Source organism: Streptomyces sp. NPDC031466, assembly GCF_055581265.1.
Genome location: NZ_JBVIJT010000004.1, coordinates 625427 through 646463, shown reverse-complemented (window position 1 = coordinate 646463; position 21037 = coordinate 625427). Strand labels below are relative to the sequence as shown.

General features: G+C 71.4%; 12 protein-coding genes and 1 pseudogene. 2 read left to right on the top strand and 11 right to left on the bottom strand.

What is annotated here, in order from left to right:
* Positions 1 to 64 precede the first annotated feature (64 nt).
* The 11 genes and pseudogenes from ACZ5GP_RS11695 to ACZ5GP_RS11645 form a co-directional block, all read right to left on the bottom strand.
* A pseudogene (locus tag ACZ5GP_RS11695) lies at positions 65 to 6286 on the bottom strand (amino acid adenylation domain-containing protein); the annotation flags it as partial.
* A 185-nt stretch (positions 6287 to 6471) separates the two neighbouring features.
* Positions 6472 to 7455, bottom strand: coding sequence for an amidohydrolase family protein (locus tag ACZ5GP_RS11690; RefSeq protein ID WP_468750672.1), 984 nt, complete (start codon positions 7453 to 7455; stop codon positions 6472 to 6474).
* Entirely contained in the window at positions 7452 to 7700 is a 249-nt protein-coding gene (locus tag ACZ5GP_RS11685) for a phosphopantetheine-binding protein (RefSeq protein ID WP_468750671.1), read from the bottom strand. The genes ACZ5GP_RS11690 and ACZ5GP_RS11685 overlap by 4 nt, the downstream gene beginning before the upstream one ends.
* The gene (locus tag ACZ5GP_RS11680; RefSeq protein WP_468750670.1) at positions 7697 to 8776 is read right to left on the bottom strand and encodes an amidohydrolase family protein; all 1080 of its coding nucleotides are present in this window, start codon (positions 8774 to 8776) and stop codon (positions 7697 to 7699) included. Before ACZ5GP_RS11680 ends, ACZ5GP_RS11685 begins: the two co-directional genes overlap by 4 nt.
* On the bottom strand, positions 8773 to 10287 hold the full coding sequence (locus tag ACZ5GP_RS11675) for an AMP-binding protein (RefSeq protein WP_468750732.1): 1515 nt from the start codon (positions 10285 to 10287) through the stop codon (positions 8773 to 8775). Before ACZ5GP_RS11675 ends, ACZ5GP_RS11680 begins: the two co-directional genes overlap by 4 nt.
* Positions 10288 to 10385: 98 nt before the next feature.
* A complete protein-coding gene (locus tag ACZ5GP_RS11670; protein WP_468750669.1) occupies positions 10386 to 12095 on the bottom strand; it encodes an aspartate aminotransferase family protein in 1710 nt (569 codons plus the stop codon).
* Positions 12067 to 12732 carry a GNAT family N-acetyltransferase gene (locus ACZ5GP_RS11665; protein ID WP_468750668.1) on the bottom strand — a complete coding sequence of 222 codons (666 nt, stop codon included), beginning with the start codon at positions 12730 to 12732 and terminating at the stop codon, positions 12067 to 12069. Before ACZ5GP_RS11665 ends, ACZ5GP_RS11670 begins: the two co-directional genes overlap by 29 nt.
* A gap of 20 nt (positions 12733 to 12752) precedes the next feature.
* Positions 12753 to 13709, bottom strand: a complete 957-nt coding sequence (locus ACZ5GP_RS11660) for a fatty acid desaturase family protein (protein WP_468750667.1) — start codon at positions 13707 to 13709, stop codon at positions 12753 to 12755.
* A gap of 163 nt (positions 13710 to 13872) precedes the next feature.
* On the bottom strand, positions 13873 to 15246 hold the full coding sequence (locus ACZ5GP_RS11655; protein ID WP_468750666.1) for a condensation domain-containing protein: 1374 nt from the start codon (positions 15244 to 15246) through the stop codon (positions 13873 to 13875).
* 519 nt (positions 15247 to 15765) lie between these two features.
* Positions 15766 to 16980: a glycosyltransferase gene (locus ACZ5GP_RS11650; RefSeq protein ID WP_468750665.1), complete on the bottom strand. Its 1215-nt coding sequence runs from the start codon at positions 16978 to 16980 to the stop codon at positions 15766 to 15768.
* Positions 16977 to 17777: a MerR family transcriptional regulator gene (locus tag ACZ5GP_RS11645; RefSeq protein WP_468750664.1), complete on the bottom strand. Its 801-nt coding sequence runs from the start codon at positions 17775 to 17777 to the stop codon at positions 16977 to 16979. The genes ACZ5GP_RS11650 and ACZ5GP_RS11645 overlap by 4 nt, the downstream gene beginning before the upstream one ends.
* Positions 17778 to 18129: 352 nt before the next feature.
* Between ACZ5GP_RS11645 and ACZ5GP_RS11640 the strand changes: the two genes are divergently transcribed.
* Both ACZ5GP_RS11640 and ACZ5GP_RS11635 read left to right on the top strand, forming a co-directional pair.
* Positions 18130 to 20088, top strand: coding sequence for a RiPP maturation radical SAM C-methyltransferase (locus ACZ5GP_RS11640; protein WP_468750663.1), 1959 nt, complete (start codon positions 18130 to 18132; stop codon positions 20086 to 20088).
* Complete coding sequence (locus ACZ5GP_RS11635) at positions 20085 to 21029, top strand: TauD/TfdA family dioxygenase (RefSeq protein WP_468750662.1); 945 nt, start codon at positions 20085 to 20087, stop codon at positions 21027 to 21029. Before ACZ5GP_RS11640 ends, ACZ5GP_RS11635 begins: the two co-directional genes overlap by 4 nt.
* Positions 21030 to 21037 lie beyond the last annotated feature (8 nt).

The following is a 21037-nucleotide window of genomic DNA, read 5'->3' as shown; positions in this document are numbered from 1 at the left end:
CGGGTGCCTCCACGTCGTGACGGAAGCCCGGGGACCGGGCGGATCGGGTGTGTTCTCGGTGCGTCTATGCCTCTGTGCGCAGGCGCGTGGCGAGCGCGGCCACGGTGGGCGCTTCGAAGAGCGCCCGGACGCGGATGCCCGCGTCGAGGTCCGCCCGGATGCGCGCGATCAGCCGGGTGGCGAGCAGGGAGTGTCCGCCGAGGTCGAAGAAGCTGTCGTCGATGCTGACCCGGGGCACCCCGAGCACCTGCTCGAACAGATCGCACAGGGCCTTCTCGTCCGGGGTGCGCGGGGCCCGCCCCGTCCCGGTTCCCGCGGTGTCCGGTGCGGGCAGGGCACGGCGGTCGAGTTTGCCGTTCGCGTTCAGGGGGAGCCGGTCCAGCTCCACGAACGCGGCGGGGAGCATGTACGCGGGCAGGGTCCGTTCCAGGTGCGCGCGCAGTTCCGCCGGCAAGGGCGCGTCCCGCGTGCCGCGGCCGGGCACGTAGTACGCGACCAGCGTCTTGTCGCCCGGCCGGTCCTCCCGTACGACCACGGCCGCTTGGCCGACGCCGGGGTGGCCGGTCAGCGCCGCCGCCACCTCGTCCGGTTCGACGCGGAAGCCACGGATCTTGACCTGGTCGTCCGTCCGCCCGATGAACTCCAGGCAGCCGTCCCGGTGACGACGTACCAGATCACCGGTGCGGTACATCCGCTCTCCCGGGCCGCCGAAGGGATCGGCGACGAAGCGCTCCGCGGTCAGCGCGGGGCGGCCGAGGTAGCCGCGGGCCAGTCCGGCGCCCGTGATGTACAGCTCACCCACCACCCCGGGCGGTACGGGCTGGAGGTGCCCGTTCAGCACATGGAGGCGGGTGTTGTCGAGGGGGCGGCCGATGGGCGGAGCGCGGTGGCCGCAGTCCTCGCCCAGCCAGGCCGTGGCGTAGACGGTCGTCTCCGTCGGCCCGTAGACATTGGCGATCCGGGCCCCGGGAACGGCGGTCCGCACGTCCGCCACGACATGGGCGGGCAGCGCCTCGCCGCCCAGGACGACCGTCTCCGCCCGGAGGTCCACGTCGTGTTGGCCGAGGAGATGGGACACGGCCGAGGGCACACCGCTGAGCAGACTGCCCGTCCAGCGTCCCGCCGGGCGCTCCGCCACCGCGAGCACATCGCGGACGATCTCGACGGTGCCGCCGCACAGCAGGGGGCACAGGATCTCGAAGACGGAGACGTCGAAGGTCAGCGAGGTGGCGGCCAGGACGTGGGAGAGCCCCTGGCGCCCGAAGGTGTGCCGGGCCCAGAGCGCGAGGTTCACGGCGGCGGAGTGCGGGACCGCCACGCCCTTGGGGCGGCCGGTCGTCCCGGACGTGTAGAGCACGTACGCGGTGTTGCCGGGGAGCGGCGCTCGCAGCGGCCTGTCGTGGGGGAGAGGGGCGTCGGTGAGGGCGTCGTCGGCACGCAGCACCGGAACGCCGTCGGGAAGCAGGGCCGAGGTCTCGTCGGTGGCGACCGCGCAGACGGGGGCCGCGTCGGCCATGACCAGGGCGATGCGCCCCGCGGGGTGGCGCGGGTCCAGGGGAAGGTAGCCGGCGCCGGTCTTCAGGACGGCCAGTACGGCCACCACCATGTCCGCCGACCGGGGCAGGGCCAGGGCCACCAGCCGGTCGGGCCCCGCTCCGGCCGCGCTCAGCCGCCTGGCGAGCCGGTCGGCACGGGCGTCGAGCCGGGCGTAGGTGAGACGGTCGCCGCCGCAGATCACGGCCGTCGCCTCCGGGGTGCGGGCGACCTGGTCCCGGAAGAGGGCGGGCAGGGTGGTGGCGGGCCGGGGACGGTCGGTCCGGGCGTGTTCCGCCAGCAGCCTGCGGTGCTCCTCGGGGGTCAGCACGTCCAGGGCCTCGACGGGCGTGTCCGGGGCGCTCACCGCTCTGGTCAGCAGGAGGGTCAGCCGGGTGACCAGGCCGAGGGCGGTGTCCCGGTCGAACAGGTCGGTGCTGTATTCGAGGAAGCCGGTCAGCCCGTCCGGTGCGCCGTCCGCCGTCCGCCGCTCGGTGACGTTGAGCAGCAGGTCGAAGCGGGCCGCCCCCGGGTGCAGGAGTTCGCTGTCGATCTCCAGCCCGGGGGTGGTCCAGCGGGGTTCGGGGGCGTTCTGCAGCGCCAGGGAGACCTGGAAGAGCGGATGGCGGCCGATGGCACGGGCCGGGTTGAGGTCCTCGACGAGGTACTCGAAGGGCACGTCCTGGTGCGCGTACGCGCCCAACGCGGTGTCGCGGGTGCGGTGGAGCAGCTCCCGGAAGCTCGGGGAGCCGGAGGTGTCCGTGCGCAGCACGAGGGTGTTGACGAAGAATCCGACGGACCGCTCCAGGGCCTGGTCGGTGCGTCCGGCGACGGGGGAGCCGATGGGGATGTCGTGTCCCGCGCCCAGCCGGGTCAGCAGGGCGGCCAGGGCGGCCTGCAGCGCCATGAAGAGGCTGGTGCCGCTGTGGTGGGCCTGCTCGGCCAGCGCGCGGTGCAGTTCCGCGCCCCAGACGACCGGCACCGTCGCGCCCCGGTACGTGGGGTCCGCGGGGCGCGGGCGGTCCGTGGGGAGGTCCAGCTCCGCGGGCAGCGCGCCCAGCTCCCGCCGCCAGTAAGCCAGTTGGCGGGCCAGTCGGCCGGCCGGGTCACCGGGGTCGCCGAGCAGGTCGCGCTGCCACAGCGTGTAGTCGGCGTACTGCACGGGCGGCCCGGACCGACCGTCGGCCCGGCTGCCGGCCGCATGGGCGTCCTCGGTCCGCACGTCGGCGGTGTGCGCCTCGTAGGCCGCCATCAGATCCTCGGCCAACGGCGCGAAGGACCAGCCGTCGCAGGCGATGTGGTGGATCACGAGCAGCAGCGCGTGCCGGCCCCGGCCCAGGGAGAAGAGGTGGGCGCGCAGCGGAATGTCACCCGCGAGGTCGAAGGGCCGTTCGATCGCCTCGTCGAGGGCGGCGGTCAGCGCGTCGTCGGTGACGCGCCGCACGGGCAGGGCCGCGCGGGTGTTCGCCGGGTCGAGGATCCGCTGACAGGGCTCGCCGTCCTGGTCGGGGAAGACCGTGCGCAGGACTTCGTGGCGGCCGAGCAGGTCCTGGAGGGCCGCGTGGAGCGCGCCGGTGTCCAGTTCGCCGGTCAGCCGGATCAGCCAGGGCACGTGGTAGGCGCGGCTGGGTCCTTCCAGGTGGTGCAGGAACCACAGGCGGCGCTGGGCGAAGGACAGCGGCAGCGTGTCGGGCCGGTCGGCCGGCCGCAGCGCGGGACGGGTGTCGGTGTCGAACCCGCGGTCCTGGATCCGTTCGGCCAGCCGGGCGACGGTGGGGCTGTCGAAGAGTGCGCGGACGGGGAGTTCGGTGCCCCGCGCGGCACGAACCCGGGCCGCGAGGCGGGTGGCCAGCAGGGAATGCCCGCCGAGCGCGAAGAAGTCGTCGTCGACACCGATGTCCGCGACGCCGAGGATCTCGCCGAAGAGGTCGCACAGCTCGCGTTCGAGGTCCGTGCGCGGGGGACGGCCGGAGCCGGCCTCGACGGCGGGGGCGGGCAGCGCCGCCCGGTCGAGCTTGCCGTTGACCGTCAGGGGCAGCCGCTCCAGGAGCACGATCGCCGTCGGCACCATGTAGTCGGGCAGCTTGTCGCGCAGGTACGCGCGCAGCGCGGCGGTCAGCCGTGTGCCGTGGCGGGCCGCCGCCGGACGGGTGGCGTACGCGGCCGGAGCGCCCAGCTCCGCGGCGGGCTCGTACGCCTGCAAGGTGGTGCCGGCGCGGGAGAAGAGGACATCGACGGCGTCCACGTCCGTCGGCGACGGCGCGACCGCCACCCGGTAGCCGAGCCGCGCACCGAGTGCGTACAGCTCGTCGGGCTCGATTCCGTGCGGTGCGGCCGACAGGAGGTCCAGTGCCTCGGCCGGGGTCGCTCCCTCGTCGAGGGCCCGGACGGCGGCGGCCTCCCGGGTCGTCCGCCGGTTGGGGATCGCGGACATCCGCAGGTGCGCGGGACGGTGCTCGCGCAGGTACGCGGCGAGGGTGGCGAGGGTGTCCTCCGCGCCGGTCCAGAGCAACAGGTGGGGCGCGTCGTGCGGGCCGGGTGCGTGCGGTGCCGTCGTCTTGTGCAGCACGGCGTCGTAGCGGAAGCGGGTCATCTCGTTGTGGTGACGGCCGCGGCGCACCTGGATGTCGACCGTGCCGACCGACGGCTGCCGCCGGGCGAAGGCGTGGAAGTAGTCGGGCGCCAGGAGCAGTTCCTCCTCCAGCGCCAGGGCCCGTTCCACGGCCCGGCGCAGCCCGGCCGCGTCGCCGCCCGCAGCCGAGCGATGCAGTTCCACGGCGGTGGAGAAGCAGCGCAGGGAGCGCGCGTCGCGGACGTCGCCGACGAACAGGGCCCCGCCGGGCGTGAGCAGCGCGAGGGCCTGCGTCAGTACGTCGTGGAGGTAGCCGGGGTCCGGGAAGTACTGCAGGACGGAGTTGAGGACGACGACGTCGAAGTGACCGGCGGGCAGCTCGCCGATGGTGTCGGCCGCCCGGCAGCTCAGCCGGACCCGCGGGGCCAGCGCGGGCCGCGCCGCCACCTCGCGGCGCAGCAGGTCCACGGCCTGCCGGGAGACGTCCGTGCCCCAGTACTCCTGGCAGTCGGGAGCCAGCCGCGACAGGAGCAGGCCGGTGCCGACGCCTATCTCCAGGACGCGGCCGGGGTGCAGGGCGCGAATGCGGCGGACGGTCTCCTCGCGCCATTCGCGCATGTGCGGGACGGGCAGGGGCGCGCCGTCGAGGTAGCTGTCGTGCCAGCCGGAGAAGTCCTCGCCGAAGGCGGGGGCGGGGGTCTCGGCGGAGGGCGTGCGCGCGTACTGGGAGTCGAACACCTTCGCCCAGTCGCCGACCTGCTCGGCGGCCGTGCCGTCGGCTGCCTCGCCGGCCCCGGGGACGGCGACGGCGTAGGCGGTCAGGCGTGGGTCGCCGGGGCGGTCCTCGCGGACGACGACGGCCGCCTGGCTCACGGCGGGATGGGTGGTGAGGACCGACTCGATCTCGCCCGGCTCGATGCGGAAGCCACGGATCTTGACCTGCTGGTCCGCGCGGCCGAGGAACTCCAGCGCGCCCCGGGCGTTCCGGCGCGCCAGGTCGCCGCTGCGGTACATGCGGCCGCCCGGCGGCCCGAAGGGGTCGGCGACGAAGCGTCCCGCGGTGAGTCCCGGCCGGTTCAGGTAGCAGCGTGCGACGCCCGGTCCGGTGATGTACAGCTCGCCGGGGACACCGGCCGGCACGGGGCGCAGGGCCTCGTCGAGGACGTGGGCCGACAGGTCCGCGAGCGGGGCGCCGATCCTGCCGGCGGGCCGGCCGAGGGTGTCTTCCCGGGTGAGCGCCGTGTAGGTGACGTGGACGGTGGTCTCGGTGATCCCGTACATGTTGACCAGAACCGGCGCGTCGTCGGCGTGGCGCTCGTACCAGGGGCCCAGCTTCCCGAAGTCGAGCGGTTCGCCGCCGAACACGACCGCGCGCAGGGTGAGCCGGTCGCCTTGCGCGGGCCGGTCCCGGTCGGCCTGGATCAGGGGGTAGAAGGCCGACGGGGTCTGGCTGAGGATCGTGACGCGTTCCTCGGCGAGCAGGGTGAGGAAGCGGTCGGGCGTGCGGCTGATGTCGTACGGGACGACGACCAGCCTTCCGCCGTGCAGGAGGGCGCCCCACATCTCCCACACCGACACGTCGAAGGCGTAGGAGTGGAAGAGGCTCCACACGTCCTGTTCGGTGAAGTGGAAGTGGGGCGCGCTGTGGGTGAAGAGGCGGACCACGTTCCGGTGGCTGACCACGACACCCTTGGGCCGGCCCGTGGACCCCGACGTGTAGATGACGTACGCGGCCGTGTCCGGGCCCAGGGGCGCGGTGCGGTCCGCGTCGGTCGGGGGCCTCGGGTCCTGTTCCGCCAGCTCCGCGGCGGTCCCCGGGGCGGACAGCACCAGCCGGGGCGTCTCGGCGCGCAGGTCGAGAGGGTCCTGGCTGAGCAGGAGCAGGGGGCGGGCGTCCGCCAGGATGCCCTCCAGCCGCTCTGCCGGGTGGTGCAGGTCCAGCGGGAGGTAGGCGGCGCCGGACTTGAGGACCGCGAGAACGGCCACGACGAGGTCGATCGAGCGCGGCAGGGCCAGGGCGACGAGCTGTTCGGGTCCCGCGCCGCGCCGGATCAGGACGCGCGCCAGCCGGTTGGCGCGTGCGTCGAGTGCGGCGTAGTCGAGACTGTCGTCGCCGTGGTTGACGGCCGTGCGCCGGGGATGGCGCAGCGCCTGGGCCTCGAAGAGATCTGTCAGGGCCGTGCCGCCGGCCGCGGGCCGCTGGCACGCCGGTGCCTTTTCCGATCCGGTGAATGCCATTGCTCAGTACCTCACTTGTTCGGCCGGCGGATCCCGCCGCGGGTCTGTTCCGGGTCTCTGTCCGGGGCTCCGGACCAGGTACGGCGGCCGGTGCGGTCCGGAGCGCGGCGGGCGGGGCCGTCGGGTCGTCAGCCGGTGACCCCGGCGGCCCCGTTCCGCGGTGCGGCCGCCGGGTGGCCGGTGGGGCGGCTGCCGGGCGCGAGGACGCGCAGCAGGTTCTCGGACAGGAGGAGTCGTCGGTCGGTGCGGGAGACCCCGGAGAAGACGGTCGGCCCGTGCAGGATCTCGTCGGTCAGGCGTTTCAGCCCGCCGCCCATGCGGCCGAGCGGCCAGTCCGTGCCAAAGATGATCTTGTGGTTGATGCCTGCCCGGAAGAGCCGGTTGAGATGCTCCGGCCAGTTCGGGAGGTTCGGGGAACTGGCGAACCCGCCGATGTCCAGGTACACGTTGGGGCGGTACGCCGCGAGGTAGCCGCCGGTGTCCACATGGGTCAGCCCCGCGTGTCCCAGCACGAAGTCGACCCGGGGGAAGTCGCGGGCCGCCGCGTCGATTCTGATGGGGTCGGCGGGCTCGTAGTCCAGGCTCGCCGCCGTGGGTCCGGTGTGCACGAACACCGGCAGTGACAGGGCTGCGCAGATCTCGTAGTACGGATAGAGATCCGGGTCGGAGGGCGAGTACCCGCAGGGCGGGTACAGCTTCACCCCGTCCAGGGCGTACTCGTCCACCATCTGCGCGAAGGCCCGCACCCCCTCGGGGCCGCGCCGCGGATCGACCCCGATGTAGACCCAGAAGCGATCCGGGTGGCGCAGCCGGATCTCGTGGTGGAGCCGGGCCGCCTCGGCAGGCGGCACGGTTCCGGGCATGCGCAGGCTGAAGTCCGGTACCAGCAGCACCGCCCGGTCGATCCCGGCGGCGTCCATCTCGGCGACGAGACCGTCGGCCAGGTGGTCCTGATGCTGGTCGGCGTAGCCGCGGGCGATGCGGGCGACCGAGGGGGCCGGGCCCCTCGCGGCGAGCTTGCTGCGGACGTTGCCCGCGACGTCCTCGACGAACGCCCGGGGGATGAAACGCGTGGATGCCACATGGCAGTGGCCGTCGTAGACGGTGGTCATCCGACGCAGTGCCGGACGATGCCCCGGATGGTGACGCCGTCGCTGTGGTCGAAGGTGGCGAAGTCGAAGGTCGTGTCGGTCTGCTCCTCCAGGTGGGCGATCAGACCGACCACCGCCATGGAGTCGAGCAGACCGGTGTGGCTGAGGTTGGTGTCCGCGTCGACGACGGTCTGCGTCTCCCCGGCGTTCCAGTCCTCCACCCATGTGATCAGCGACTTCTCCAGTTCCGCGCTGTCTGGCTTCATGTCTGGCCACTCCTGTGCGTCGTCGCGCCGTCGTCTGGTCGTGGTGGTGTGCGGTGCGGCTCTCCGGACGTGCTTCCCGCGGGCTTCCTGCGGCCGGTCAGGCGCAGGCTGTTGCCGCCCATCAGCAGCCGCCGTTCGGCCTCCCGCAGTCCGGCGACGGCGGGGGAGCCCTGGGCGAACGCGCCGACCAGGCCGCTGAGCGACTCGGAAAGGCGGTACGAGGGCCAGCAGGTACCGAAGAGGATCTTGTGGCAGATGCCCGTGCGGAACAGCCGGTTCAGGTGCGCCTGCCAGCCGTCCGCGGCCAGCACCGAGTGGAACTGGCTGATGTCCAGGTGCACGTTGGGCCGGTGGGCGCACAGATAGGTCGCCTCGTCGACGTGGGTGACCCCGCCGTGCCCCAGGATGAAGTCGACCTGGGGGAAGTCGCGGGCCGCCCGGTCCACCAGGAGGGGACTGCCGTACGAGAAGTCCAGGGGACCCCAGCCCGGACCCGTGTGCGTGAGGACCGGCAGGCCATAGTGGGCGCAGATCTCGAAGTACGGATCCAGCCGCGGATCACTGGGCGAGTAGCCGCACAGCGGGTACAGCTTCAGCCCGGCGAAGCCGTACTCCGTCACGCACCGTTCGAAGAGATCGACGCCGTCCTGCCCCGCTCGCGGGTCCACGCCCCAGAAGACGTGGAAGCGGCCCGGGTGGCGGCGGGCGACCCGGTCGTGCCAGGCCGCCAGTTCGGGACGGGGCAGCCGGCACCGCGCCACCTCGGAGAAGTCCGGGACGACCAGGAACGCCTGGTCGACGTCCGCCTCGTCCATCTCGGCGACCAGCTTGTCGCCCTCGTCGTCCTGGTGGAGGGCGAGTACGTGGTCCAGGGTGCGCGTGAGTCGCGTCCGGTGGCCGTACGCGGCGAGCCGGTGGTGGACGTTGGCGGCCTGGTACTCCAAGAAGGCGCGCGGGATGGCCAGTTCGCTGCCGAGCTGCACCTGCGCGTCGACGACGAGGAGTCGGCCGGAGCCGTCGGCCCGCCTACCGTCGCCGACGGCTCCGGCCGCAGCAGGCCCGGCCGGCTCGCTCACCGGCCCCCCTCGTCCACTGCCGCGTCCGCTGCCGAGGCGGCGGAGATCGTGGCGGCGAAGTGCTCCGCCGCACGGGCCCTGCTCAGCTTGAGGTTGCCGGTCATGAAGGCGGGGTCGGACCGCAGCGGCCGCTCGGAGAAGATCATCGACATCACGCGCTGGTGGGGCGGGAGCGAGCCGTTGACCTCCTCGACCCGCTTGCGGAGCTGTACGCGCAGGTCGGCGTCCGCGGGGTCGGTCGGGGTGATGATCGCGCCGAGCCTGGCCGACTGCGAGGTCGGCACCACGATGATCTCGCTGAGGCCCTCGACGGCGGCGAACGCGCTCTCGATCTCGGCGGGGTGCACCTTGCGCCCGCTGCCGAGCACGATGACGTCCTTCTTGCGGCCGATCAGGGTGAGGTACCCGTCCTCGTCCAGCCGCCCGTAGTCACCGGTCAGGATGGAGCCGTCGGGGCGGAAGCAGTCCTCGGGCGCGCCGTCCTCGGTCTCGAAGTAGCCCTGGCTCAGCGGCGCCGGGCGCTTGATGACCACTTCCCCGTCCTCCAGGAAGATCACCGCTTCCGGGTCGATCAGCTTGCCGACGGAGCCGAGGCGGTAGGCGTCCTGGGTGTTCCAGGCGACCATGCCGGTCTCCGTCAGCCCGTACGCCTCAAGGAGGCATACCCCCTGCTTCCAGTACCCTTCGAGGGTTTCGCGCCGGATCGGCGCCATTCCCGTGATCAGGAAGCGGATGCGCCCGCCGAGGAAGTCGCCCAGGCCGGTACCCGCGCCGCTCGACGCGCTGAGCTGCAGCGCGGTGTCGTAGAAGACGGGCGGGCCGATCAGGAAGGTCGGCTGCTCCTTGCGCAGGGCCTGGAAGACGCGCTGGTAGGGGGCGAGCACCAGGTCCGCCCCGAGCCACAGACAGCAGTAGACCGACAACCGCTGCTGGTAGTTGGAGAGCGGCAGGAAGATCAGATGCCGGTCGGCGGCGGTCATCCGGTAGCCGTCGATGAAGCGGTTGATGACGTACTCGGTGCCGCTCGCGGTGATGCGAAGTCCCTTGAGCCGGCCCGACGTGCCCGAGGAGTAGACCAGGCTGTGCACGTCCGCGTGGTCGTACACCTCGGCACTCGGCGGCACCACGTTCTCCCCGGGGACGCCGTCCGGCCGGATCACGGTGGGTGCCGCGAGCGGTACGGAGTCGTCCGCGATGAGCAGAGCCAGGCGGTGCCGGGCGACGAACTCCGCGGGGTCGGTCACCTCCGTGGAGTCCGGGAACGCTTTGAGCAGGGCGCCGGTGGCCAATGCCGCGAGGTCCCAGGCCAGCCAGTCGATGCTGTTGCCCGCCTTGATCCCGATGAGGTGGCCCCGCCGTACGCCCGCGGCGGTCAACTGCCCGGCGCGCGCGGCCGCCAGGGCGTGCAGGTCGCTCTGCGCCATCTCCCGGCGGGTGCCGGAGACGTCGATCTCCACCACGCGGGCGTCCTCGTGGCCTCCGTACCGGTCGGTGAGGCCGTGCAGGGTCATGCTCACTTCGGGTTCGCCTTTCGTTGCCGCTGTTACCGCTGTTGCCGTCTCGTCGTGCGGGGCGTCGGCGGGGCGGTCCGCTCGGGACCGCGCGCGGGTCACACGGTCTCCCGCAGGGGACCGAGCGCGGACCGCAGAGCCGCGACGCACTCGGTCAGCGCCCGGCCGGCCAGGAAGCCGATGCGGCCGCCGAGCAGTTCCTCGTACGAGCCGCTGTCGGTGTCCCAGGTGACGCTCAGGTGCAGGACGCTGCCGCCGTCGGCGGCGGGCGTGACCGTCGCCTCGCGGCAGAGGGTGCGCCACAGCCAGCCGGCCTCGGCGCTCAACCGGACCCCCTGCGGGGTGACCTCCGCACGGTCGGCCCAGACAACGGTGTCCGCCCCGAGCCGTCCGGCGAACTCCGCCTCGTACCCCGTCGACCCCTCTCTGGTGGCGGCGAAGGGATCCACGATGCGGGGCCGGGCATGCACGAGCTCCAGCACCTCGTGGGCCGGGTGCGGCAGCGACACGGTGCGGGTGAGCGGGGACAGTTCGGTGCCGGAACCGTCGGCACGCCCCTCGTCGACCGCACGCAGATGCGCGTCGGCCTCCGCGAGCAGGGTGTCGAGGACCGACAGGCAGTGGTCGAGTTCGTCCAGGCCGATGACCATGGGGGGCTGGACCCGCAGCACCTTCGCGTTGTACAGCGAGTACGTGGACGTAATGCCCTCTTCCAGCAGTCGCCCGAGGACGAGACCGGCCAGGGCCTGGTCGTGGAATTCCAGACCGTGCATCATGCCCACCCCGCGGTGCGCGGCGAGCACGCCGGGGTGCCGCTTTGCGGCCGCGGCCAGCCGGTGCCCGATCGTCAGCGCCCTCTCCCGCACCCCGTCGAGGAAGAGGGGGTCCGAGGCGATGGCGACGCTCTCCAGGCCGACCCGGCACGACAGCGGGTTGCCGCCCAGGCTCGATCCGAAGGTCGAGGGCAGTTCCCGCAGGACCTTCCACACCTCCTCGGTGCCCAGCACCGCCGAGACGGGCAGCACACCGCCACCGAACGCCTTGCCCACGCACACCACGTCGGGGACGATGCCGGACTGCTCGTAGGCGAAGAAGGTCCCGCACCGTCCGAAGGCCGTCTGCATCTCGTCCAGGACGAGGAGGGCCCCCGCCTCGGTGCACAGCCTGCGCACCTCTTGCAGGTAGCCGGGTGGCGGTACGATCACCCCGGCCTCCGCCTGCACGGGTTCCAGCAGCACCGCGCCGACCGAGTCGTCGAGCGCGGCGGCCAGCTCGGCCGTGTCACCGAAGGCCACCTGTCGGAAGTGCTCCATGAACGGGGCCAGGTGCGCGCGGTGTTCGGGGCGGTTGGAGGCACTGAGGGTGGCGAAGGTCTTGCCGTGGAAGCAGCCGCGGGCGCTGATGACACCGGGGCGGCCGGTCGCGGCACGGGCCAGTTTCAGCGCGTTGTCGATCGTCTCCCCGCCGCCGTTGGCCAGGTACGAATAAGGCAGCCGCTGCCCGGTGAGCTGCGCGAGCCGCTCGGAGAGCCGTATCTGCACGTCCTCGAACATGATCTTGGTGCTGTTGAGCACCCCGGTGTCGAGCTGTTCCCGCACGGCCGCGACGATCCGCGGATGGGAGTAGCCGAAGGACTGGTTGCCGTACTGGTCGAACATCGCGAGGAACGACCGTCCCTCGTCGTCGCTGACGCGGCTCCCCGCACCCCGGTCCTGGACCTTGCAGCCCATGACGAACGCCATCTTGGCGTAGGTGGGGTGGTTGTGCGCCGCCTTCAGTTCAGCCAGCCGCTGGCGTCGAGTGCGCATACACGGCCCCCTTCGGATCGGCGGACGCGTAGCTGTCGTAGTCGCCGAAGAAGTACTGCAGCACCCGGTTGCCGCGGTGTACGTCGTCGCGCGCCGCCTGCGCGGCGGCGGCCACGTCCAGGGCCGCCACCAGGCTGAGCGGCGCGCCCTGGAAGCGTTCGTCCGTGTACGGCTCGCCGAGCGCCACGAAGCCGATGTCCCGGTAGAAGCTGCGCAGGCCGCCCGAGTCGTCGACGAAGAAGTCGCCGATGATGTGCGTCGCCCCGTGCGTACGGACGGCGTGGACCAGCGCCCGGCGCATGAGCGCCATGCCGATCTCCCGGTGCCGGAGCTCTGGCAGGGTCATCAGGTGGCCGAACTCCACCAGCCGGTTCCCCGGCCGCAGCGAGGACAGGTCGACGGTGTCGTCGCAGGGCAGCCCCGAGGGCGTGTCGGGAACGACCTTGACGGTGCCCACCGGCGCGCCGTCGAGGTAGCCGACGATGTATTCGGCCGTCCCGTCGAAGCGGTCGAAGGTGGCGGCCGTGTCGGCTGTGTCGGCGAGCCGGCCCTGGTCCTGCACATAGACGGCGTCACGCAGCAGGATCACATCGGCTCGCTCGGCCTCTGTCCGGGCTATTCGATAACTGACGTCCACGACCCTCACCCCTTTTGAGATCACTTGCGGAGCAGCTTCACGAAGAAATCGAGATATCCGGTGTGGAAATACCGGATGCGGTCCCGGACTTCGGTGTGGAGAGCGGGCAGCCGCTCGATCGGAAGATTCGGCATCAAATGGTGTTCTACGTGGTAGTTGTTGCCGTTCGTGAACCACATGGCGAGCTGATTGGAACGTATGGTCCGGGTGTTGGCGAAGGGATCCCGATTGAGGGTCTCGCACTGGTAGTGCTCGGGCAGTTCGATCACCGCGTGCACGGGAGCGGCGACGAGCAGGAGCGGCAGCAGCCACACCCAGAGGATCACCGCATGGCCCGTCCACCAGGTCAGCGCGCCCAAGGCGGCGATGCCGGCCGCCGCGAGGAAGTGGTCCCGTCGGATCCTGCGGGACACCACGGCGTTCTCGCCGGGGATGTCCCTGCCCAGGAGCGAGCGGCCGAGATTCGCGACGAAGAACACGTAGTGGTGGGCCATGGAGAAGCGAACGGCCTGGTCGAGGCCGACGGCCAGTCGCGACCGGTCCCCACGCGCGCCGTACTGGTCGCCGTAGTCGAAGAACTCACGGTTCATCGGGGTGCCCAGATCGCGGTGGTGGCGCATGTGGGTGGCCCGGTAGGCGGCGAAGGAGATGAGCATCGGCAGCCCGAGGACGATGCCGCTGACGGTGTTCGCCCGGCGGCTGCGATAGGCCAGGTTGTGCAGCGTCTCGTGCTGGAGCTCCGCGGCGTGCGCGAACATGGCGCCGGTCAGGATGACGCCGAGGATCCGGCACCAGAGGATCGGTTGCAGCGCCAGCGCGATTCCCGCCCCGGTGAGGGCGGCGCACAGCGCCAGCTTGAGGGAGAACACCCAGCCCCGGGGCTCGGTGCGCAGGTGTTTCAGCGTTGCCTTGAGATCAGCGGCCTCCTGATGCCGGGACGAACGAGGGACTGCCGTCTCTCCTGCGGACGCGTCCATGCTCCTGCCTCCTTTCCGATCGCGACGCAAGGTGCGCGGTGCCGAGGGCGCGTACGAGCGGGGTGTGTTCGCGGCACACCGCCCTCGGCTCGGCCCGGTCCGACCCGGTCCGGGGCCGGGCGGGGCCGGTTCGTGGTTCGGCTCTGCTCGGGTCGCCGCGTGGTCAGCCCGTCGCCGCAGTGGGCCGTGTCGCAGTGGGCCGTGTCGCACTGGCCCCGGTGGCGCTGGGCTGCTCGGGCGCGGGGCACAGCGCGTGGAGGGGCGTGTCCGGACCGGCCTCCTCGATCGCGTCGAACATCGAGAGCAGCCTCGCCAGATGCGCCTCGGTCTCGGCGGCGCTGTAGAGGTCGGGTTGGGTGTCGAGGATGAGTTCCATGGTCCCGTCGGACGCGGTCTGGATCAGGTAGAGCGTCATGTCGACGGTGAGGGGGAGCGAGACCGTGTGCTGGATCGCCGGGACTCCCGCGAAGTCCAGCCGGTGGTCGAACAGCATGACGTTGACCATCGCGGCCCACAGCCGTCCGTTGCCGCCCTGTTCGGTGATCTCCCGCGACAACTCGGCCGTGGGATAGCGCGAGTGCGACAGGAGTTCACGCACTTCCCGCGAGACGCGTCGTGCGTGCCCGACCAGGGACGACCCCTCGTCGTGGGGCACCCGCAGCGGCAGGATGTTCGTCGTCATGCCGACGGCGTTGCGCACCTGCGGACTCAGCCGGCCGGCTGTCGGGAGCCCGAGGAGCACCTCGGGCATCCGGACCGTGCTGCCCACGTACGCGGCCATCGTGCTGATGGCCAGATCGGACCAGGTCACGCCCAGGCTGTCCGCGACCTCTCCCAGGCGGGCGACCCGGTCGGGCGTCAGCTCGTGGCGGAGCCGTCGGCCCGCCGTGACTTGGGCCCGGCGACGGGAGGGGCCGACGGGCTCCGGGTGGCCCGCCAGTTTGCCGTGCCAGTGTGCTCGATCCGCGAGGAATCGTCTGCCCTCCCGGTAGGCGGCCTCGCTCTCCCGCAGCCGCTCGAAGGGTTGCAGCATCCCCTTCTCGTGACTCCGCCCCTCTGCCAGGGCGCTGTAGACGGCTGCCACGCGGTTGAAGATCAGTGCGAGGCTCCAGCCGTCCACGACGGCGTGGTGGACCTTCCAGTACAGCAGGAAGCGGTCGTCCGCCGTCTTGAGGAGGGCGGCGGCGCACAACCTGACTGGGTCCACCGGGCGGTGGACGTCCTCTTCCATCCAGGCCGCGGCCGCGGCGGCCGGGTCGCTCCGTGCGCTCAGGTCGACCCATTGCAGGGGAGTCGGGTCCGGGTGCACGAACTGGCGGGGCTCGCCGTCCACCGTGACGATCCCCAGGCGCAGCGCGTCGGCTTCGCGCTCGACCTGCCGATGTGCCGCGCGCAGGAGATCGGGGTCCACCGCGCCGCGGATCTCCAAGTAGTCACAGATGGAGAAGACGGGATTGGTGAGGTCGCCGATCTGTGCGTTCCAGGTTCTCAACTGTGCGGGGAGCAGCGGAAAGTGATCCCCGTGAGGTGCGTGCACCGTGCGTCCCTTCTCTGGCGTGGGACAAACCGAAAGTGTTCAGGAGGGGGCGAGGCGGAATTGGCTGGATGCACTCGTTTCGGCGGGATGGGCCGAAAATGACCTTCATCGGTCGACCTCGGCGACGCTACACGCGCAACGAGAGGGCCTCAACCGTGAATGATCAACCTACGTTGTTATCAAGACAGGCTGAGATACGATCAAAACCGATCACTTTGTGTCAGGGAAAAGGGAATATCCGCAGGTCAAGGTAATGCCGTTGTCGCATATGCCAGAGGGAATGGTGTGGTCCAACCTGCCTCGTGTGACCGGCGGCCGGAACATCCCGCCCCCGAAGACGCAGCTGACGGCCGGGAAGAGACGGCTGGTGGCAGCGGTGGGAGCGGAACCGGCGGCGCCGCCCAGCGGACGTCACCTCCAGCTGGCCAGTTCCGCCAAGGCCGTCTTGACAGGGGTTCGAAGGCGTCGTGCGAGCGCGAGTGGGCCGCGGCCAGGCGGAGGACGAAGTCCGGGCCGGCGTCATCCCTCGGTCAGCCGTTGGATGGTCCTGAGCGCCCGACCCGCTCCGTTCTCGGTCATCAGGTGTCGCGCCGCGATCGCGGCGGCTCGACTGTGTGCCTGCTGCTTCACCACTTGGCGAAGGGAGTCGGCAAGCAGTTCAGCGGTGAGGGACCGGAAGGGGATCGGGGTGGTGGCGGCGCCGATGGCGGCAAGGCGTCCCGCCCAGAACGGCTGGTCCGCGGTCACCGGCACGGTGACCGCGGGCACTCCGGCGCGCAACGCGGCGGCCGAGGTGCCGGCCCCGCCGTGGTGGACCACCGCGGCCAGCCGTGGAAACAGCAAGGCGTGCGGTACGTCCCCGACCGTGAGGACGTCGTCCCCGTCGGCGGCGAGCCCGGCACTGCCGGCTTGGAGGATGCCGCGCAGTCCGGCGCGGCGCAGGGCTCGCACGGCGATCTCGCTCAGCCGCTCCCCGTCACCGGCCGCCATGCTTCCGAAGCCGATGAGTACGGGGCGGGGTCCGGCACGCAGGAAGTCCTCCAGATCAGGGGGCAGCCGTTCGGCCGCGTCATGGTGGGGCCACCAGTTGCCCACGACCTCCAGGCCGGAGCGCCAGTCGGAGGGACGAGGCACCAGGACCGTGCTGAAGCCGTGCAAGACGGGCCAGTTCGCCTGTTCCTGCCGGCGACGCGTCTGGGAAGGTGAGGCCGGGGGCAGCTGGAGGCGGCGGCGCAGCTCCGCGACAGCCTGTTCGTAGACGCGGTCGGCCATGCGCAGCGCGAAGCGTCCGGTGGCCCGGTTGCCGAGACGGCCCAGCGAGCGGAAGCCCGTGACGACGGGCGGGAATTCGCCGGTCGGTGCGGTGGGTTGGAGGTACACGCCGAGGCTCGGTGTGCCCGTGGCCTCGGCGAGGTGTTGGCCGAGCGGAGCCGTGGTGGTCGACAGCAGGAGCAGGTCCGCGCCCTCGTCCAGCACGTCGGCGAAGCCCTGACCCAGTTCGGTGACGAACGCGGCAGCGGTGCGCATGAGTTCGCGTCTGCCGGTGCCGCTGCCCCGCATCCGTGTGTCGGCGGGGAGGCCGCGAAAGTCCAGCCCGGCGTCGCGTACGAGGGGTGCGAAGGTGTCTGTGGCGGCGAGCGTGACGTCGTATCCGGCCCGGCGCAGTTCGGCGCCCAGACCCGTGTAGGGCGCGACGTCTCCGCGCGATCCGGCGGCGGCGATCAGAATCCTCATCGGTCCTCCTCGAAATCGGTACGGCCCCCTGCGTGGCGGGCCGCGTTGGCGTGCACCGCCTCGCCCATATAGGCGGCCAGGCCCGGGCGTTGCCGCGACGGCGGCACGACCAGAGCGAATGCGCGCGGGTCGGCGACGAAGTCGTCCGCGATGCGCCGGTGCATGTCGGGCGGGCAGGAGGTGAACCACCGTGAGACGTGCAAGCGGTGCTCCTCGGCGAGGTCCATGGCCCGCTCGCCGTCGCTCGGCTCCCCCTCGTCGAAGGCCGCGAGCAGCTCCGCGCGCCAGGCAGCGGCCTCGCCCATGAGCCGGCGCCAGTCCTCTTTGGTGTGGGCGGCCGCGCGTGCCATCGCCTCGCGCTGTCCCTCAGAGTGCGCCCACTTCAGTTCTGCCTCGGTGGCATAGCTCAGGTCGAAGGTGATCTCACCGAAGACCTCGAAGCGTTCCCGAGGAGACAGGGACACCCCGGTCCGCTGGACCTCCATCGCCCGTTCCGCCACCTCGGCCAGCCGTTGCAGCCTGGCGATCTCCTCGTTCAGCTGCCGCTGCCGGGCCCGGAGCCGCTCCAAGGGGTTCGCCTGCGGATCATTGAGGATCGCGGTGATCTCGTCCAGAGGGAAACCTAGCTCACGGTAGAAGAGGATCTGCTGGAGACGGACCAGGTCGGCCTCGCTGTAGAGCCGGTATCCGGCGTGGCTGCGGTCGCCGGGCGAGAGCAGCCCCGCCTTGTCGTAGTGATGCAGTGTCCGCACCGTCACCCCGGCGAAGCCCGCGACCTGCCCCACGGAGTAGCTCATCCACCTGCCCTTTCGTCGGTACGCAGCCTCAAGCCTGACGTAAGGGGAGGGTCAACCCGCCCGTGCGGCCTCGGTCGACGCCGACCGGCCACGGGCACCCGTCCGCCGGCGCACGTATTTGTTGCACGTGGCCGGATCATCTCCCCGCCCCGACCGCGTGGCCCCGCGTGCGGGCCGGCCGCCACGCCCGTGCACTCTTCGGCGAACGCACGTCCGACCACGGTGAACGCCCCGGTGCGGCGGCAGACAGAGAACCCGGGTCCCGTCGGACCTCACCCCGCGTCCACCGGAATCCCCGTTGGCCTGAACGTCTCTGCCGACTCAAGCCACGGCGCGACTAGACTCGGAATGAATGATCACGGGGAGGCCGCAGTTGTTGCATGTCGCTTTAGTGAACATGCCATTCGCCGACTGGAATCGTCCGTCATTCGCCCTGGGGCAGTTATCCACTCTCGTTCAGCGGGAGTTCGACGGCCGGGCGCGAGCGCACGTGTGCTATCTCAACCAGGACATGGCCGAGTTCTTCGGGACACGTCTGTACGAAGAGCTCTCCGTGAGCCACGATCACGTGGACACCGGGATCGGGGACTGGTTGTTCCGGCACATCGCCTTTCCCGGCGAGGCCGACACCGCCACCGAGTACTTCCAGCGCTATTACCGGGGTGCCCGGTGGGCCGACTTCCGTGAGCGGATCCTGTCGGCGCGGGACGGACTGCGGGGGTTCTGCGAGGAGCTGATCGACCGCCACCGGCTCGATCAGGCCGACATCGTGGGGTTCAGCTCGATGTTCGCCCAGCATGTGCCGAGTATCGCCCTGGCGCGGCTGATCAAGGAGCGCAGCCCGCAGACGCTTGTCGTACTGGGCGGGGCGAACTGCGAGGCGCCCATGGGCTCGGTGGTCGCCGAGCAGGTGCCGGCCGTCGACTTCGTCTTCTCCGGGCCCGCGCTGAACACCTTCGGCGAGTTCCTGCGGTGTGTTCTCGACGAGGATCTGGAGCGCGCCGACGCCGTTCCGGGAATCCTTTCCGAGCGGAACTGCCGAGACCCGCGCTACCGCAAGGCCATCGGTGCGGATCGCGATATAGACGACTTCTTCCTGCCCGACTACGACAGTTTCTTCGAGGCGCTGGAAGGCCATCCGGAACTGCGGCGCACGGGTACCAGCAAACCCATGCTGTTCTTCGAGACGTCCCGCGGCTGCTGGTGGGGACAGCGTTCGCACTGCACGTTCTGCGGGTTGAACGGCCAAAGCATGGACTTCCGGGCCATGGCGCCGGACCTGGCGGTCCAGCAGTTCGAGTGGCTATTCGGCTTCGCGCCCACCTACACCTCGCTCTTCTGCACGGACAATGTCATGCCACGCAATTACACGCGTGACGTGTTCCCCCGACTCGCCCCGCCACCGGGGGCCGAGATCTTCTACGAGGTCAAGCTCCCGCTGAGCCGTCAGGACCTGCGCGCCATGACGGACGCGGGCGTCACCGTCGTCCAGCCCGGCATCGAGGCGCTGTCCTCCTCGACGCTCAAACTCATGGGCAAGGGCACGACCGCGTTCCAGAACCTGCAGTTCCTCAAGAACTGCGAGGAGTTCGGGATCAAGCCCGAGTGGAACCTGCTGATCGGTTTCCCCGGCGAGGGCCCGGAGGTCTACCGCAAGTACGCCGAGGAACTGCGCGACTTCGTCCACCTGGTGCCGCCGCACGGCGTGTACATGGTGCGCTTCGACCGCTTCAGCCCCTACTTCAAGCGCAGCGACGAGTACGGGCTCGACCTGAAGCCGGTGGACTACTACTCCCTCACGTATCCCTTCGACGAGTCGGCGCTGGCCGACCTCGCGTACTTCTTCGCCGACCAGAACCTGGCGCCGTACATGCTCGACGCGGTCGAGTGGCACGACGAGCTGAGCGGACTGATCACCCAGTGGCGCGCCGCCCGGTCCGGGGAGGACGGGGCGACCCGCCGCGAGCTGCGGCTGGTCGCCGGTGACGACGGCCGGCTCACGGTCCGGGACTCCCGATCCGGGGCGCTCCAGGTACGTCCGGTCGACGCGGTCACCGGTCGGCTGCTGCGCCGGCTGTCCTCGCCGGCCAAGCCCGAGCAACTGGCCAGGGACTGGCCGGAGGGGCCCGACGACCTGCGACGGCGCCTCGACACGCTCAACGAGCAGCGGTACCTCTTCACGGAGAACGGCCGGGTGATGAGCCTGGTGCTGACCGGAGCGGACGGAGAAACCGAGGAGCCGCCCCGGCAGGAGCCCGCCGCGGTCGGCGCCCGGCGGCTGCTGCCGCTGCTGTCGGAGGCACCGCGATGACGGTCGGGGCCACCCCGATGCTCCCCCTGGTCGTCGAGGGGCACGGCGAACCGGCCGGGCCACGGCTGTGGGCCGGGCGCAGGGACCTGCGGGCCGCGCTCCGCGAACGCGGTGCGCTGCTGCTGCGCGGCTTCGACGTGGGCGGCGCCGACGGCTTCGCGGACATCGTCCGCGCGCTCTCCGGCGAGCCACTGCCGTACACCGAGCGCTCCTCCCCGCGCAGTGTGATCAAGGGGAACGTCTACACGTCCACCGACTACCCGCCCGGCGAAGAGATCTTCCTGCACAACGAGAACTCCTACCAGGCGAGTTGGCCGCTCACGCTGTACTTCCACTGCGTGCGCCCGCCGCTCACCCGGGGCGCCACCCCGCTGGCCGACACCCGCCGGGTGCTGGCCGCCGTGGACGACGAGGTGCGCCGGGAATTCGCCCGGCGCGGCTGGACGGTCGTACGCAACTACGGCGACCTGGTCGGCCTGCCGTGGCAGGAGGCGTTCGCCACCGCGGACCGCGCGGAGGTCGAGCGGTACTGCCGGGAGCGGGGCATCGAGGCGACGTGGCTGCCCGGCGGCGGCCTGCGCACCCGGGCGGTCCGCGAGGCCGTGCACCGGCATCCGGCGACCGGAGAGCCGGTGTGGTTCAACCACGCGACGGTCTTCCACGTCACCACGCTGCCGGAGTCGGTCCGGCTCGGGCTGCTGGAGATGCTGGGCGAGGAGAACCTGCCCAGCCAGACCTACTACGGCGACGGCGCACCGATCCCGGACGACGTCATGGACCATCTCCGGACCTGTTACCGGGCGGCGTCGACCCGCTTCGACTACCGTGCGGACGACGTCCTGGTGATCGACAACATGCTGGTCTCGCACGGCCGCGAGCCGTTCACGGGGCCCCGCCGGATCGCGGTCGCCATGGCGGAGCCGTACACCCCCGACCGCTAGCCCCAGGA

Bases quoted from the DNA above. Each gene is read 5' to 3' on its own strand.
- ACZ5GP_RS11690 (WP_468750672.1), bottom strand. From the start codon at position 7,455: ATGACCACCGTCTACGACGGCCACTGCCATGTGGCATCCACGCGTTTC.
- ACZ5GP_RS11685 (WP_468750671.1), bottom strand. From the start codon at position 7,700: ATGAAGCCAGACAGCGCGGAACTGGAGAAGTCGCTGATCACATGGGTG.
- ACZ5GP_RS11675 (WP_468750732.1), bottom strand. From the start codon at position 10,287: ATGACCCTGCACGGCCTCACCGACCGGTACGGAGGCCACGAGGACGCC.
- ACZ5GP_RS11670 (WP_468750669.1), bottom strand. From the start codon at position 12,095: ATGCGCACTCGACGCCAGCGGCTGGCTGAACTGAAGGCGGCGCACAAC.
- ACZ5GP_RS11660 (WP_468750667.1), bottom strand. From the start codon at position 13,709: ATGGACGCGTCCGCAGGAGAGACGGCAGTCCCTCGTTCGTCCCGGCAT.
- ACZ5GP_RS11650 (WP_468750665.1), bottom strand. From the start codon at position 16,980: ATGAGGATTCTGATCGCCGCCGCCGGATCGCGCGGAGACGTCGCGCCC.
- ACZ5GP_RS11645 (WP_468750664.1), bottom strand. From the start codon at position 17,777: ATGAGCTACTCCGTGGGGCAGGTCGCGGGCTTCGCCGGGGTGACGGTG.
- ACZ5GP_RS11640 (WP_468750663.1), top strand. From the start codon at position 18,130: ATGATCACGGGGAGGCCGCAGTTGTTGCATGTCGCTTTAGTGAACATG.
- ACZ5GP_RS11635 (WP_468750662.1), top strand. From the start codon at position 20,085: ATGACGGTCGGGGCCACCCCGATGCTCCCCCTGGTCGTCGAGGGGCAC.